Genomic DNA, 16,574 nt, shown 5'->3' with positions numbered 1-16,574 from the left:
ATAGGTTTAATGAATAATTTTTATATTTTTACCGCCCTTAATTTTATTGATATATGAAAAAAATTCTACTCACGTGTCTTCTTGCCTTGGGATCGGCAACGTTTGCACAGGTGGGACCGCCTCAGGCGACCAATCCGAATACCAACAACGGCTACGGATTTACGCAGACTACAGGAACCTACACACCGCTTTCAGCCTCCAGAACAGTTTGGCAGTCGGGAGCCACCTTAGGAACGGATGCTGTTTCTGCTGCAATTAGTTTACCATCAGCTTTTAAATTCAATGGTAAATCTTATAATGCTGTTTACCTTAGCAATAATGGTTTTGTAACCCTTGGAACACCAGCTTTGGCGGCCACTTACACAGGGCTTTCTACAGATACCACGACTCCTTACGAAGGTGCATTTGCCGGTTTTGCAGTCAATCTTAAAAATGCCAATACTACAACTTCTGAAATTTCCTACGAAACAGTTGGTTCTAAATTTATAGTCCAGTTTAAAGATCTTCAGGGAAGTACAGCATCTGCTGCGCAGTTGCTTAATTTCCAGATTCAGTTGGATTTAACTTCTAATAATGTAAGCATTGTCTACGGAAATTGTGTTTCCGGTACTGCAGTATTAACGGGACAGGTCGGAATAAGAGGATCAGAAGCTTCTGATACCAACAACAGAGTTGGAACAGACTGGACGGCAACTTCTATAGGAACCGGAAGTACAGATTCGGTTACTTTAGGAACTACCAATTCTACAACTGTACCTGCTTCCGGTCTTACGTTTACTTATTCTCCGGGAACATGGATTGCAGCTCCTGTAAATTATGCTTCTATTCCTTTTACCGAAAGTTTCAGTACGTGGGAAAACGGAAATTCAATTGGAGATCTTCCTAATGCCGGTTATTGGAGAACCTGGCCTTCAAGAGGAGATAATTCATGGAGAGCAAGTGACATTACAGTAAGTGGTTACGCAAGTACAACAGGATGGACAAGTTTAGGAGGAAACGTTGCTGTTGCAGCACCGGGTGTAGCTCCGGCAGCAAGATTCCATTCGTACAATACGATCAATGCTTCAGGATATATGGATTTGTATATCAATTTATCCTCAGGAACAGGATCGAGGCTGTTGTCTTACGATTATCAGAATACTTCAGGAACTGATGTTTTAAAAGTTTTGGTTTCTACGGATGGCGGAAACACTTTCAATCAGGTAGGTTCTACTCAGGGTATTTCTGCTTCATGGGCTACCAAATATGCAGATTTGGGAACGAGCAGTCCGACCGCGATTGTAAGATTTATGGCTATAGGAGACAATGGAAGCAATGATATTTATATTGATAATGTAAATATTTCTGTCATTCCTTGTATGTTCCCGGATTCTGTAACTCCCGGAACAACTACGTCTACAACAGCTCCGGTAAACTGGGCAATGGCAAATCCTGCACCGGCATTTGATATTTATTACAGCACGACGAATACAGCGCCTACCGCTGCTGCAACGCCCAATGTTGTGGGAGCAACAGGCTTAACGTATACAATAACCAATTTAACGCCGAGTACAACTTATTATGTTTGGGTAAGATCCCGTTGTTCTGCCTCAGAGCAGAGTTCTTGGGTTTCAGGATCTTCTTTTACGACGAAAACCTTCTGTCCTACAGTTTCTGCGCCTTCTTCGGCGGCAACAGGAGTTTCTGTAACGCCTGCATTTACATGGACGGCAAATCCGGAAGCTACAGGATACAGATTATCTGTGGGAACCACTTCAGGAGGAACTGATGTTTTAAATAATTTGAATGTAGGAAATGTATCGACATATACTTTACCAACAGAATTAACTTATAACACAAAGTATTATTATACGGTTAATGCCTATAATGCTACGATTTCATCAACAGGATGTACAGAAAGAACATTTACTACACTTTCTATCTGTCCTGCACAGTCTGCGCCTGCAGCATCTGCCATTAATGTTCCGCTTACACCTACCTTTACATGGACGGCTTCTTCCTCGTCTGCAGTTACAGGCTACAAACTGAGAATAGGAACAACGCCGGGCGGAAATGATGTGCTTAATAATTTTGATGTAGGAAATGTAACCACATACACGTTGCCTACTTCTCTCAATTACAGTACGGTATATTATTGGTCCGTAGGAGCATATACGGCAACTCAAAACTCTTTAAACTGTACGGAAAGAAGTTTTACAACTGTTTGCCCGGCTGTAACCTCTCTTCCTGTGTCTGAAAATTTCGACACTACAGCTACGGGAAGCAGCAGCAATACAAATGCGCCTACCTGCTGGAGATATTTAGAACCGTCGTCTTGGGCGGGATATGGCTATGTAAATACATCGTATAATTCTTCTGCTCCAAATGGCTACTATTTATATAATGATACAGCTACTACAGCAGGAGGAATGTTGGTTTCACCACAAATTACACCCCTTTCAAACGGAGCAAACAGGGTTCGTTTCATGGCTGCGGGAGGATCTTCAGGCTATACGCTTCAGGTGGGAACGTTAAGCAATCCTGCTGATGCTTCTACTTTTACACAGATCAGTGCGGTTACTTTAACGTCAACTATGGCTCAGTATACGGTAAATATTCCGGCGGGAACAGATCAGTATCTTGCGTTTAGACACGGTGTAGGAGGAACTTACAGAGGAATCGGGATTGATGATATTAATATTCAGCCTATTCCAAGCTGCGATAATCCGACATTAATTACCGTAGCATCCACTTCAGCTAACGGAGCTGCGATTAGCTGGACTGCACCTTCTTCTACGGTTGGAGTAGGGTATGATGTTTATTACAGTACCACCAATACACCACCGACAGCGACAACTGTTTTAAATGCTTCAAATTCTGTAAGTACAAGTGGAACGGGTACAACTGCTAACCTGACAGGACTAACCAGTGATACCTTCTACTACGTATGGGCAAGAGCTAAATGTACCGCGACTGATAACAGTGCATGGGAAGGCGGAACAAGATTCTATACAAGCAATTACTGTACTCCGGTAACTTCCAATCAGAATTCATGGATCAGCTCATTTACATCCACGACAGCGAATACCAATATGGCTTACAGTTCTGCAACGGCAAACAGCGCAGCAACCTTTGGGTATAAGAATCTGATGAGCTCAAATAATATTTCCATTACAAAATCTACGTCTAATACGGTTATTCCTATTTCGATAACAGCGGGAGGACCTACGGTTGGGGTTGCTGTATGGGTAGATTTAAATCAGAATAATGTTTTTGATGCTTCCGAAAAGCTGTTTGCAACAACAAATTATACTACAACGACAAGCGGTGCAACACTTACCATCCCTGCAAATACATCTGTAGGAACTTACAGAATGAGGGTTCTGATCAATTACAACAACAGTGCACCAACGGATCCTTGTTTAGGTTTCTCAAGGGGAGAAATTATTGATTATTCATTCATTGTAACCGCTCCGCTTGCCACAAACGAATTATCCGGTACGAAGGACGAAATTAAAGTATATCCGAATCCTTTTACGGATATTTTGAATGTATCTGATATTTCTAATGTGAAAGCCGTTTATGTGACGGATGTTGCAGGAAGGTTAATTAAAACCATTGCTAATCCTGAATCATCGGTTAATCTAAATGAATTAAAGCAGGGAATGTATTTAATTACTTTAGATATGAAGGATGGATCTAAAAAGACTTTCAAAGCAATTAAAAAGTAAATTTTATTAACCATACTCAAAGCATGAATTATAGAGGCTGTCCCAATGGACAGCCTCTGTTTTTTGATAAATGTTTCATGAAAATTCTCTACTATGAAAACCTTATCGCAGCTCAAATTTTGAAATTGTCTAAAATTTTTTTCGTAAAATATACCTGAACAGAAAAACGCTTTCAATTTTTTTATAAATTAGCCCTTTAAAATTTTAAAATAACACAATGATTACAACCGCCAATCTGGAAAAATACCGTAACGGAGATTTTCTGCAATTCGTAAACAATGTACTGGAACTTTTGCCTCAAACTACTGCCGACCAATTAAATATTGGCAGCCAAAGAACAGTTTTGCAAACAGCGGCACAAAGTTTTAATAATGCTTATCTGCCTTATACGGGAAGCGATATTACACCGGAAATTCAGGCTCTGGATGCGCAGAGAGACAACGCTGTTATCGGGATCAAGATGATTTTGGAAGCATGGCAGTACCATTTCGATCCGGTCACCAAGAACAATGCCTTTGCACTTTTAGATATTCTCAACCGTTTTGGGGAGCGTATCTATAAGCTTCGGTATCAGTTGGAAACTGCAACTATTAACAGCATCGTAGCAGAATGGGAAGAAAAGCACAGCGATAAAATCTCCCAGCTTCAACTTGCTGACTGGGTAAACGAGCTGAAAACTTCTAACCAAAATTTTAACAACAAGTATATTGCCCGTACCGTACAGCTTTCGGAAGTAGAAACAGGTGTATTAGCCACTGCCAGAACAGCATCTACGGAAGCTTACCGAACGCTGAAGCAGCATATAGAAGCTCATGCCCTGCTTACCCCGAATGCAGAATACGATCAGTTGATGGCAAAGCTCAGCAGTCTGGTAAACCAATATAATCTTGCCGTTACCAAATACAGCAGTACGGAAGAAAGCGGGGGAGAAGATCAGAAACCTGAATCTCCGGAAACGCCTTCCTAGAGCCACCGCCGAAGGGAGGGAGCTGTCGGGAACAGCCGAAACCGTCCCGCCTAAAGGAGCAGACTTTCGGAACCCGCCGGGTGTATTCCGCCAAAAGGAAAACATTTTCGGGGAGTTCCGAAATTGTTTCGCCCAAAGGAATGTGTTTTCGGGAGCATCCGAAGATAAAATGCCTTAGGGAGCATATCATCTTTTATTGCTTCTTACAATGAAATTCATTTTGAATTATTAAAATAATTATTGTATAATTAATTACTTTTTTGAATATCCGTTAAACAACCTGTTACTATGCATTGATATGAAAATCAATTATTTATAACAGGTACTTCGACAAGCTCAGTGTGACACCTCTAATACTAAACGCTTGATTTCTAACGATGTCAAGCTGAGCCTGTCGAAGCTTTAGGTTAATAAACGGACAATCAATTTGCTTTTAGAAAAAACACAGATTCAATCTGTTTTAAATAATATAGCTTTGCTATTTATTGTTAGAGAAAATTGGTAATAAAAAATCGAATAGACAGTATAAAATATTTCAATGGCAGGACAATCCGAAAACCTGCCTTCTTAATTAAGAAGATAACATCTTCTTTTGAAAGTAAAGTCTGGAAATTACCTTTTTGGGATTCCGGATGAAATAAGTAGGGATTAAAAATTATTTAAAAAAAACATTTTATTATGAAAAAGAAACTTTTAATAGGTGCTTTAGGATTAGCATCTGTATTTACATTATCATCCGCAACAAGTAAAGGTGGGGATTCTTCTGAGACTGAGAGAAGATTTTGGGGAAGTGAAACAATTGGCAGTGGAAACTGTTCTCCTACAGGCGAAATTCAAGCAGATGGTACTGCAAAATGTGAATGTGAAGTATATCATGTATACTATGTAATGTGGATCGCTGTTGACACTTATACTACATCAGAATTTAGACCATGTTAATGTATAATTTTAAGAGTTATAATTATTGGAAAAGAGCATTGCTCTTTTCCTTTTTATTCTTTGTAACCATTTTCAAAAGTCAAATTTTTATTAGAAATTCAGATTATAAAACATTTGCAAATGTTATTGTAAAGCATCAAGGTAAAAACATAGAAATAAACAAGGCTAATTTTAAAAATATATCTTTTGAGCCTGATGATAAAATTGTTTATAACAACAGATTATTGGACTTTTCGGTAAGCCAAGACACGTTGTTTTTTTTTGATAAGGTAAAAGAGATAGAAGAAGTTCACATCTCAAACGATGAAAATGTTAATAGGAAAGAAAAGACAATTAAGAGTAACGAATTAAAGCGTTCTTCTGCATCTATTTTCCCTAATAATCTTAACGCTACTTTTATTAAAATAGAAGTATCCAAAAAAACATTTGTAAAATCTATTATTTTTTTTCCAAATCTTATTTCCTTTCCTCACGATATAAAAGGAAATATAGATATTCAAATTTTACCTAATATCAATGGATTTCCAGATATTGATAATCCAATTATGTCTTTCCAAAGAGATATTTCAGAGACAGTAAATAAAAAATGGGAAATTATCCTGCCAAAAATCATGAAATATCCAGATAACGGCTTTTTTGTATCATTTTATTATTTATCCAGAGATACTACAAAAACAGCTTTATTGAAAATGAATAAAGATACTTATATGTATTCTTATTTTCCACAGTATAAGGCATGGAAAAAGTCAACGATTAATGGTTACTTTTATAAGCTTAAGGTTTTACAGTAAACAATTAATACTTTAAAATGAAAAAATACGCAATCGTAGCATTTGTCTTTTTGCTTTCTTGCAAAGAAGAAAAGAAAGTGAAAAGTAATAACTTCAATCTTAAGAATAGTGATGAAATTTACAAAAGAGTCTCAAAAATTCCCGAAAATCAATTAACCAAAATAGAAATTCCTGAGTTTATAGATTTAGACACGATAGAAGGAGAAAGTAAAAAGATTGATATTACTATTAAAAACAGAGGGCAAAGGAATTTAAGATCCCTTATAGTAAAGCCTCCCTGTTCCTGTAATGAAATATCAAAGTATGATAGCATCATGCTGCCTAATCAATCACAAACGATCTCTGTAAACATGAAATTTGAAAAACTGGGTAATTTTTATCAGGGTATTACGGTTTATGGCAGTTTTTATCCGTATATCAAAAAGATATATATTGAAGGGTATAGAAGAAAATAAAAAGTTTAAAATTTTATTTACGTCAATCCGCCTTAGTTATGAGGTGGATTTTTATTAAACAAAGAATGAAAAAAATAGTTACAGCATTATTATTAATCATTTGTAATATCTTCTATGCTCAAATTATAAAAGGAATTGTTACAGATTCAATGACTAAGAAGCCAATACCTTATGCAAATATTGTTCTTATTAATGGAAAAGGTATTTATTCGGATGAAATAGGACAATTTGAATTAGATATAAGAAATAGTATTTATGATACATTGAAAGTATCTACATTAGGATATAAGCCAAAAAAAATTCCTCTATCCGGTTTTAAGAATAAAGAGAACGTCATTCTAAGTATACCGCTTGATATAAAAGTTTCCAATATTGAAGAGGTGGTGCTATCTCAAAAGAAAATTGACTACAATAAAAAGGAACTGCTTGGAGAAAGCAAAGAAGGTAATGTTGGAATGACTTCATTAATTGGATATGAAACTTGTGTATATATCGAAAACTCGGTTTCTGAGAAGAGCGGAAAAGTTAAAAGAGTGTATATTGATTTGAAAAGAAGAGATAATGTGGACTATGTAGCTATGTTTAATATTAAATTTTACAAATATGATGAGACTAATAATAAGCCCGGAGAAGAGCTATATAGTAAAAATGTATATGTGAATCCTAAAAACCAAAAATATAGGCTATGGATAGATGTAGAAGATTATAACATTAGGTTCCCCAAAAATGGGATTTGTATTGGTGTTGAATTGATTAATACACAAGGTAAAGTAGACAAGTATGCTCGATTCGGACCCATGTTTCGATACACTATAAGCAAAAAAAACAAACCTATAACCTGGTCTAATTATCATAACACAGGATGGAGGAATGGTTCAACAGGAAGCAATATGGGATTTGTTAATCCAATGATTGGTTTAGAAGTTTTGTTTCCATCTAATTAATTACATTTATGAAGAAAAAAAGTTTTATCATAATTATAGGCTTAATTTTAGTCATGTTAATAATAGCTTTAATAACACACAAAAGAGAAAAGTATTATTATATTGAGCTAAAAGGAAAAGCTGATATACCTGTCAGAGAATATGACTTTGGAAATATTACCTATCTAGATACTGTTAATTATAATTTTGTAATAAAAAATATTGGGGATGAACCTCTAATAATTAATAAAGTACTTCCAAACTGCAACTGCACCGTTGTTGATTATAAAAAAATTCCCATTTGCCTAATCAGCAAACTGAAATAAAGGCTCGTTTTATTCCTAAAAAAGCAGTTTTAGGAAAGAACTCTGCTACAATATTAGTCGAGGGTAATTTTAATGATGGAGTTACAGAGTTAACCTTGAAAGGGAATGTTACAGATATTAAATGAAAAAGAAAAGAAATTTAAGCTGAAGGTTACGATATTGAGGGGTATCGAAAGGAGTCAGTAATTTATTGGTATGTCAAAAGATTATTTGATAGGATAGGACTCACTAATTCTATGTAATATAGACTGTCTCAAAAGGACAGTCTATATTTTTTTATGTTAAGTTTTATATTATTGTAAATCAATTATTTGGGAGTAATTTTTAACTGTTTGATATACAGTTTCTTATGGGTTGTTATTTAATTGTGATAAGTTTAATTATTCAAATGATTGTTTAATAATAATGTATTTTATTTCATGTTTTATTATTAAATGTTAAATATTTGTGAAATTTTGGTTAATTAAATTAAAAATTATTTATACTTTTACAGTACCTAATTTTAATTTGCTAAAGAAATGAAAAAGCTCAATTTTCTGTTCTTGCTTTTGATGTGCTTGTTTGTATATCAAAGCTATGAGGGACAAAATTTTACTGTCACGACCTGTTCAACAGGGATTGGATCTAATACTTACGGACCAATGAACAGTACTACCACGACTAATAACAAAAACAGGACTGCTTTTATTCTTCCTGCTTCACAACTTGCAGCTATAAACGGAGGAACAATTACTGGAACTTATTTCAGAAGGATTGCTACTTCCGGTTCTCTTCCTGCAGGTACCAATTTTAAAATTTATCTGAAACTTACTACGGCGACTGATTTTGGCTCTGCTTCTCCGGACTGGGCTACTGAAATTTCAACTGCTACATTGGTTTACGATTCAGATCCTGCCGCCGCTGTTGGTTCTGCTGCTGGATTTAAGCAGTTTGCTCATACAACTAATTTTTCTTATACTTCCGGAAGTAATTTAGCAGTATATCTAGAGTACACTCAAACAACTGCTCCTTCTTCAAGTATTACATGGGATTATGAATATGGAACAACCTGTATCTCTACAACAAACAATAATACCACTAAGTATCTAAACACATCCAGTGCTTTTACAGCAACACTTGCCAGTTCGAACTACAGAAGACCTGTAATTGGATTTGATGTTACATTCCCTCCTGCTGTTGCAGCTCCTGCATGTACTACAATTTCTGCTCCTGCTGCCAATGCTACGGGTGTTTCTGTAACTCCTACTTTTACGTGGGCTGGTGTTTTAGGACAAAATGGCGCTACGAGTTATCTGATTAACTTAGGAACAAGTTCTGGAGGTACGGACGTTATGAATGGAGTAGATGTAGGAAATGTTACTACTTATACAGTGTCCTCAGGTACACCTCTCAACTTCAATCAGCAATATTATCTTACTGTAATACCTAAAAATTCAATAGGAAGTGCTACCGGATGCACCGAAAGATCTTTTACTACGGCAAACATTAGTTGTCCTTCTGTAAGTGCTCCTGCAGCTGCTGCAACGGGAGTTTCTACAACACCTACAATTACCTGGGCAGCTACTACCGGTGCTACAGGTTATAAAATATCTATGGGAACAACTTCCGGAGGAACTGATGTTTTAAATAATGTAGATGTAGGAAATGTTACTACTTATACATTAAGTACGGCACTAAATACTTCTACCACTTACTATTATACGGTAAATGCATATAATGGAGGAACGATTTCTTCTTCATGTACTATAAGAAACTTTACGACAGTTTGTGGTGCTTATACTCCAAGTTACACAAATAATTTTTCTACATTCCCTGGAGCATGCTGGTCTCGTTTAAATGGAGGATCACCGGCAACAGGACCGGGAACGGGTACTACCAACTACTGGATAGAAGATGGATTCTTAAATTCCGGTTCTACAGGTGCGGCAAGAATAAATCTGTATTCAACTGCTAGAAATGGTTGGTTGATTTCTCCTGCGTTTAATTTGTCTGCAGGGGGGTACAGAGTTAAATTTGATTATGGTTTAACAGCATATGGTGTTACGACTTCAAGTCCTATGGGATCTGACGATGTTTTACAGTTTGTAGTATCAACTGACGGTGGTACTACATGGACGGTTCTTCAGACTTGGAATGCTTCTAATGCTCCTGGTAATACTTTAAATACATATACTCTTAATTTAACAGCCTATAATGGGAATAATGTAATTTTTGCAGTGTATGGAAGTGATGGAACAGTAGATGATGCTCCTGATTATGATTTCTTTGTAGATAATTTTGTGGTAGAATCTATTCCTACATGTGATGTTCCTACAGGTTTAAATACGTCTGCGATTACGAGTTCAGGAGCAACATTGGCATGGACTTCTCCTGCGACAGCACCAGCTAATGGATATGAAATATACTATAGTACGTCAAACACGGCTCCTACTGGTGCAACCGTTCCTACTATTACTGGGGTTATGACAACGTCTCAGAATTTAGGAAGTCTTTCTGCAGCTACAACCTACTATGTATGGGTAAGATCAAAATGTAGTGCTTCAGATTTAAGTCAATGGTCAAGCTCTGCAGTATTCACAACTTTATGTAGCTCTTTCTCAGCACCGTTTACTGAAAACTTTAATTCAGGAGCTGCTCCGAATTGTTGGTCTACATCAAGCACAAATAACACGGGTTATGCACTTTGGCAATTTGGTAGTTCTACTCAGGACTATGGTACAACTTATAGTGCTGCGGGGCAGAATAATACTGCAGGACAGTTTGCTTATGTGGATGCGTCCAGCCCATATACAGGAGTTCATGATGTTACATTAATGACACCAATGGTTAATTTAACTGGATTAACAAATCCTGCGTTGGAGTTCAGATGGTTTAAGAATCATGGGACGGGAGTAAACCCTACCAGCCAGCCGGCTTATGACAATAATAAACTTACGGTTGATATCAAGGATGTTAATTCTTCTACTTGGGAAACTATTTTTGCAGACACGTCCAATGCATCGACTTGGAGAACAGTATCTTTAGTCTTGCCAGCTGCATATATTGGTAAGACTGTACAGGTAAGATTTGTGGTAGATAAAGATGTAGCGGGTAATGGATACTTCTATGATAATCTATTATTGGATGATATCAGCTTAAAAGAATCTACAATACTTGCAACAAATGAATTAAAAGATACCAAGAATTACATCAAAGTATATCCTAATCCATTTGCAGATGTATTAAACATTTCAAATATAGCGAATGTTAAAAATGTATTGGTTACAGATATCGCGGGAAGATTGGTGAAAACTATTGCAAATCCTATTTCAGAACTTCATTTGGGAGAGTTGAAACAAGGAATGTATTTAGTGACGCTTGAAATGAAGGATGGTTCTAGACAAACTATTAAAGCAATTAAAAAATAAATTTAATTATTTATAATTAATAGAGAATAATAGCGGCTAATTTATTAGTCGCTATTTTTTTTATAAAAATTTTATAAGTTATTCGAAAATAAATTATTATGTTAATTGTTGTAAATTAATTATTGTTACTAATTATTAACTTTTTGATAAACAGTTTATTATATTTAGTTTTAAAATTGTTATTTATTTAACTATTCAAATGATTGTTTAATAATTAGTTTAATAATGATTTGTTTTAGTATTAAATATGAATTATTTATAAAGTTTTGGTTAATTAAATTAAAATTTATTTTTACTTTTACATCACCTAATTTTATTTTTACTTAAACATGAAAAAATTTCTATTATCGTGCATGATGGCTCTTGGAATAGGAGCTTCAGCGCAAATTTCGTATACCTATGACTGGGAACCCACAGGTTTGGGCTCATGGACTACAAGTGGCTCTGGTTCTTTCAGTCGAAATACTACAACCCCATGTAATGGTACGGCAAGTGTAAGAGCAAACAACTATTATAACTTATCTTCTTATCTTGTTTCTCCAGCACTTACAGGAACAAACGGAGGAGATCTTACAGTTGGTTTTTCTTACAAAGTTACACAGTATTCAAGTAACACTACTGGAGCCAGTGCTGCAGATTTTGGTGTAATTAATCTACAATGGTCCACATCAGCTTCAGGTCCTTGGACGACAGCTTACAGTATTAATAGTGGAACACACGTTGTTTCTGCAACTTGTGCCACAAAGACAGCAACCATTACAGGTCTGCCTTCTTCGGGAAATGTTTATTTAAGATTTGAGGCAAAATCAGGACTGTCCACATCAGATAATTATGTTTATTTTGACGATGTTACGGTTTCTCAAGGAGCTGCACCTGCTTGTTTACCTCCTTCTGCACCTACGGTTTCAAATGTTGGTGTTTCAACGGCTGATATTACATGGGCTGCTCCTAGTTCGGCGCCGGCTTCTGGATACGAATATTATGTATCTACTTCTAATACTGCTCCTACGGCAGCGACTTCTGCAACAGGAACTTCTACAACAACAAGTAAAAGTTTAGGAAGTTTATCTTCTAACACAACTTATTACGTATGGGTGCGTTCTAATTGCGGTTCCGGATCTACAAGTTCTTGGGCAGGTCCTTTGAGCTTCACAACTGCATGTACATCTACAAGTGTTCCTTATGTTCAGGATTTTGAAAGTGTAACAACACCTGCATTACCTTCTTGTACTTCTTCAGAAAATGCAGGAACAGGAAATAACTGGACAACAAGTTCTCCGGCTGGTTATGGATTTACTACTAAAGCGCTTACTTATCTGTACAATTTTAGTAATGATGCAAATGCTTGGTTCTATACTCAGGGAATCAACTTAACAGCAGGAGTTTCTTACAGAATTAAGTATACATATGGAAATAACAGTACAACGTATGTTGAAAAACTAAAGGTTGCTTATGGTACTTCAGCAAGTAGTTCTAGTATGACAAATGCTTTAGCAGATCACCCAAGTATTAATACTGCAACTGCAGCAACTAACTTTGTAGACTTTACTCCTACTGCATCTGGAGTTTATTATTTTGGATTTAATGCATACTCAGTAAGTAATCAATATAATTTATACGTAGATGATATTAACATTAATATTACTCCTACATGTTCAGAGCCTTCAGCGGTTACAGTGCCTGCTGCAACTTTAACGTATAATTCTGCTGTTGTAAACTGGACTGCACCAAATCCTGTACCTGCGAATGGTTATGATGTGTATTATAGTACAACAAATACAGCTCCGACTGCTACTACAACGCCTACAATTTCTGGCTTAACTGCTACAACAACTACATTGCCTAACTTAGCATCTGCTACAGCCTATTATTTCTGGGTGAGATCTAGTTGTAGTGCTTCAGATCAGTCAATCTGGGTTCCTGTAACATTTACGACAAAGTTTTTCTGTCCTACTGTTACTGCACCTTCAGCTGCTGCAACAAATGTTTCTGTAACACCTACATTTACCTGGACTGCTGTAACCGGAGTTTCTGGTTATAAACTTTCTATCGGTACTTCAGCTGGTGCTACTGATATTATGAATGCTCAGGATTTAGGAAATGTAACATCGTATACACTTCCAACTGCATTAAGTTATAATACAACTTATTATTATACCTTAAATGCATATGATGCTATGTCTACATCTCAGGGATGCTCTGAAAGAAGCTTTACAACAGCACCTCCGCCTCCTGCAAATGATGACTGTTCTGGAGCAATTGCTTTAACGCTTGGTGGTACTTTTGCGCAAAATGCAATAAATGGTACAACTTCAGGTGCTACAAATACTTCAGCTTTAACAGCTAGCTGTCTTTTCACACCAACCAATGTTGCAGGAAATGTATGGTATAAATTTACTGTGCCAGCTTCTGGAAGTGTAACAATTGAAACTGACGCAGTAAGTGGTTCCTTATTAACTGATACAGTGTTATCTGTATTTGCAGATTGTAGTACCACAACTTCGATTGGATGTGATGATGATTCCGGTAACGGAGCATTTTCTAAATTAACGTTAACAGGTCAAACTCCAGGAGCTGTGTTATATGTAAGTGTTTGGAGGTATTCCAGTTCAGTTGATGGTGCATTCCAGATCTCTGCTTATGACGCATCATTAGTTTTAGCAACAAACGAAGTAAAAGATGCTAAAAATAAGATCAAAGTTTATCCTAATCCATTCTCAGATATATTGAATATTTCCGATGTAGCGAATGTTAAAAATGTATTGGTTACAGATATCGCGGGAAGATTGGTAAAAACTATTGCAAATCCTACTTCAGAACTTCATTTAGGAGAATTGAAACAAGGAATGTATTTAGTTACTCTGGAAATGAAAGATGGTTCTAAACAAACGATAAAAACTATTAAAAAATAATTTTTAATACGTTTTATAAATAATAATAGCGACTAATTTTTTTAGTCGCTATTTTTTTTATCAATAATATTTAAAATTAATGTTAAAATTTAAATATTATTATTAAATTAGTACTCAATCAACAAAATATAGATAGTTTATGACAAAATTTTTACTCTCATGCTTATTATTTTTAAGTATGACTTTTTCAGCCCAGATTACTTTGGGTTCAGGAAGTACAGATGTTGGGGTAGCTCCAATAAGTACGTATTACGGTTATTCTTATGTACAGCAGATTTTCACAAAGCAGGAAATTAACGCCAATGCAGCAGGGAATATTACAGGACTCAAGTTCTATATAGACCCTTCAATGTCAATTTCAAACTCTTCACAATGGGTAGTTTATCTAGGGCTCACCAACAAAACATCCTTCAGCTCCAATTCAGACTGGATTCCCGGAGCTCAGTTAACGCAGGTTTTTTCCGGAACTGTAAGCAATAACAACGGAGTTATCGAAGTAGTTTTTCCAACGCCTTTCGCTTACAATAATACTTCTAATCTTGTTATTGCGGCAGAGGAAAACTCTGCAGGTTATGATAATAATGATTATGATGAGGCAATGTATGTTTACAATGGAGCGCAAAATTCTACGATTTATTATAAAGATGATTATACAAATCCTGATCCGGCTTCACCACCTGCTACAGGAAACCTTGTAAATTATAAATCCGTTGTTACCTTTGAAGGACTGTCTTCCAACCCAGTTCCTGCTTGCCCGATTGTTACCTATCCGGCAAATAATGCTACATTTATTCCTTTAACTCCTACCATCACATGGAACAATACAGCAGGAGCAACGAGCTATAAAGTTTCTATCGGAACTTCTCCAGGAGGAACGAGTATAGCGAATCAGGTTTCTGTAACAACCAATAGTTATACACCTTCAGCAGCATTGGCTCCGAATACAACCCATTACGTTAAAATCGTAGCAGTAGGTTCGGGAGGAGAATCTTCAGGATGTACAGAGCAGATGTTTACTACTGCACCGCCGCCACCGGCTAATGATGAATGCGCCACAGCAATTACAATTCCTGTAAACCCGAATCTGAACTGCGGAACAGTAACTGCAGGGTATACAATTGGCGCAACAGATTCAGGAACTGCTCCAAGTCCGTGTTATGGACAAGCAGATGATGATGTTTGGTTTAAATTTGTAGCCACTGCTACAACTCATAAAATATCTCTTCTTAATATTACCTCTGTAGGAAGTACAGCGGGAGATACAGATACTTATTTTCAGGTATTCAGCGGAGGTTGTGGAGCACTATCAAGTATTTTGTGTTCAGATCCGCCTTCAGGAGTTGTATCGGGTCTTACGGTAGGAGAAACATATCTGGTGAGAGTGTACAGTTATTATGGTGCAGGAAGTAATCAAAGCTTTAATATCTGCGTAGGAACTTTCCCTCCGCCACCGGCAAATGATGCTTGTTCCGGAGCATTATCTGCTACTGCTTTCCCTTATACTTACGCGCAAAACGATGGAGCGGGAGCTACCAATAACTCGGGAATTGTAAGCGTATGTTCTAATGAAATGAATGACGGAACCTGGTTTACTTTTACAGGAGACGGAAGTACATTTAATATTAATGTAACGATGCCTGCAGGAAGTGATTTTGATCCTCAGATTGGAGTTTACAGCGGAAATTGTTCTGCATTAAACTGCGAAAGTACAGTAGATGATGGTGGACAGGGAGGCGCTGAAACAGTTTCTGTTCCTACACTTGCAGGAAATACCTATTATGTAAATGTTGGTCATTACAGTGGTTGGTCAGATGAGCCGGAAGGAGCATTTACCATTAACATTACGAAAAATAATTTAGCAACTTCCGAAGTGGCAGCCAATAAAAATACCATTAAAGTATTTCCAAATCCTTTCAGGGATGTTGTTAATATTTCTGATATAGCAAAAGTAAAATCAGTTTCTGTAACAGATGTTTCAGGAAGACTGATAAGAGTTATCGAAAATCCTACTTCTGAGATTCATTTGGGAGAATTGAAACAAGGGGTATATTTTCTGATGTTGGATATGAAAGACGGTTCTAAGCAGGTCGTAAAAACAATTAAAAAATAAAGAAAATTTAAGCATAATAAAAGGCGGTCTGTAA

At 36.5% G+C, this 16,574-nt stretch carries 10 protein-coding genes; all 10 read left to right on the top strand.

Going from position 1 to position 16,574, the window contains the following annotated elements; genetic code table 11:
- Nucleotides 1–53: 53 nt before the first annotated feature.
- The 10 genes from H6W53_RS08960 to H6W53_RS08915 all read left to right on the top strand — a co-directional run bounded on the left by H6W53_RS08960 (nt 54) and on the right by H6W53_RS08915 (nt 16,540).
- The gene (locus H6W53_RS08960) at nt 54–3,710 is read left to right on the top strand and encodes a GEVED domain-containing protein (RefSeq protein ID WP_185206210.1); all 3,657 of its coding nucleotides are present in this window, start codon (nt 54–56) and stop codon (nt 3,708–3,710) included.
- A 217-nt stretch (nt 3,711–3,927) separates the two neighbouring features.
- Nucleotides 3,928–4,677 carry a DUF6261 family protein gene (locus H6W53_RS08955; RefSeq protein ID WP_185206207.1) on the top strand — a complete coding sequence of 250 codons (750 nt, stop codon included), beginning with the start codon at nt 3,928–3,930 and terminating at the stop codon, nt 4,675–4,677.
- A 678-nt stretch (nt 4,678–5,355) separates the two neighbouring features.
- Nucleotides 5,356–5,616 carry a hypothetical protein gene (locus H6W53_RS08950; protein ID WP_185206205.1) on the top strand — a complete coding sequence of 87 codons (261 nt, stop codon included), beginning with the start codon at nt 5,356–5,358 and terminating at the stop codon, nt 5,614–5,616.
- Nucleotides 5,610–6,407 carry a hypothetical protein gene (locus H6W53_RS08945; protein WP_185206203.1) on the top strand — a complete coding sequence of 266 codons (798 nt, stop codon included), beginning with the start codon at nt 5,610–5,612 and terminating at the stop codon, nt 6,405–6,407. Before H6W53_RS08950 ends, H6W53_RS08945 begins: the two co-directional genes overlap by 7 nt.
- A gap of 17 nt (nt 6,408–6,424) precedes the next feature.
- A complete protein-coding gene (locus H6W53_RS08940) occupies nt 6,425–6,862 on the top strand; it encodes a DUF1573 domain-containing protein (protein ID WP_185206201.1) in 438 nt (145 codons plus the stop codon).
- 65 nt (nt 6,863–6,927) lie between these two features.
- Nucleotides 6,928–7,806, top strand: coding sequence for a carboxypeptidase-like regulatory domain-containing protein (locus H6W53_RS08935; RefSeq protein WP_185206199.1), 879 nt, complete (start codon nt 6,928–6,930; stop codon nt 7,804–7,806).
- Between the two features lie 8 nt (nt 7,807–7,814).
- The gene (locus H6W53_RS08930; RefSeq protein WP_185206197.1) at nt 7,815–8,111 is read left to right on the top strand and encodes a DUF1573 domain-containing protein; all 297 of its coding nucleotides are present in this window, start codon (nt 7,815–7,817) and stop codon (nt 8,109–8,111) included.
- 641 nt (nt 8,112–8,752) lie between these two features.
- Entirely contained in the window at nt 8,753–11,518 is a 2,766-nt protein-coding gene (locus H6W53_RS08925) for a fibronectin type III domain-containing protein (protein ID WP_185206195.1), read from the top strand.
- A gap of 329 nt (nt 11,519–11,847) precedes the next feature.
- Nucleotides 11,848–14,430: a fibronectin type III domain-containing protein gene (locus tag H6W53_RS08920; protein ID WP_185206193.1), complete on the top strand. Its 2,583-nt coding sequence runs from the start codon at nt 11,848–11,850 to the stop codon at nt 14,428–14,430.
- A 178-nt stretch (nt 14,431–14,608) separates the two neighbouring features.
- Nucleotides 14,609–16,540 carry a T9SS type A sorting domain-containing protein gene (locus H6W53_RS08915; protein WP_185206190.1) on the top strand — a complete coding sequence of 644 codons (1,932 nt, stop codon included), beginning with the start codon at nt 14,609–14,611 and terminating at the stop codon, nt 16,538–16,540.
- Nucleotides 16,541–16,574: the final 34 nt, after the last annotated feature.

Origin of the sequence: Chryseobacterium sp. C3 (genome assembly GCF_014218905.1) — a bacterium.
GTDB classification, from domain to species: domain Bacteria; phylum Bacteroidota; class Bacteroidia; order Flavobacteriales; family Weeksellaceae; genus Chryseobacterium; species Chryseobacterium mucoviscidosis.
This window is presented reverse-complemented; position numbering and strand designations above follow the sequence as displayed.

What these genes read in the sequence shown, in the direction of transcription:
- H6W53_RS08950 (WP_185206205.1), top strand. Translation starts at nt 5,356, where the DNA reads ATGAAAAAGAAACTTTTAATAGGTGCTTTAGGATTAGCATCTGTATTT.
- H6W53_RS08945 (WP_185206203.1), top strand. Translation starts at nt 5,610, where the DNA reads ATGTTAATGTATAATTTTAAGAGTTATAATTATTGGAAAAGAGCATTG.
- H6W53_RS08960 (WP_185206210.1), top strand. Translation starts at nt 54, where the DNA reads ATGAAAAAAATTCTACTCACGTGTCTTCTTGCCTTGGGATCGGCAACG.
- H6W53_RS08915 (WP_185206190.1), top strand. Translation starts at nt 14,609, where the DNA reads ATGACTTTTTCAGCCCAGATTACTTTGGGTTCAGGAAGTACAGATGTT.
- H6W53_RS08930 (WP_185206197.1), top strand. Translation starts at nt 7,815, where the DNA reads ATGAAGAAAAAAAGTTTTATCATAATTATAGGCTTAATTTTAGTCATG.
- H6W53_RS08935 (WP_185206199.1), top strand. Translation starts at nt 6,928, where the DNA reads ATGAAAAAAATAGTTACAGCATTATTATTAATCATTTGTAATATCTTC.
- H6W53_RS08925 (WP_185206195.1), top strand. Translation starts at nt 8,753, where the DNA reads ATGAACAGTACTACCACGACTAATAACAAAAACAGGACTGCTTTTATT.
- H6W53_RS08920 (WP_185206193.1), top strand. Translation starts at nt 11,848, where the DNA reads ATGAAAAAATTTCTATTATCGTGCATGATGGCTCTTGGAATAGGAGCT.
- H6W53_RS08955 (WP_185206207.1), top strand. Translation starts at nt 3,928, where the DNA reads ATGATTACAACCGCCAATCTGGAAAAATACCGTAACGGAGATTTTCTG.
- H6W53_RS08940 (WP_185206201.1), top strand. Translation starts at nt 6,425, where the DNA reads ATGAAAAAATACGCAATCGTAGCATTTGTCTTTTTGCTTTCTTGCAAA.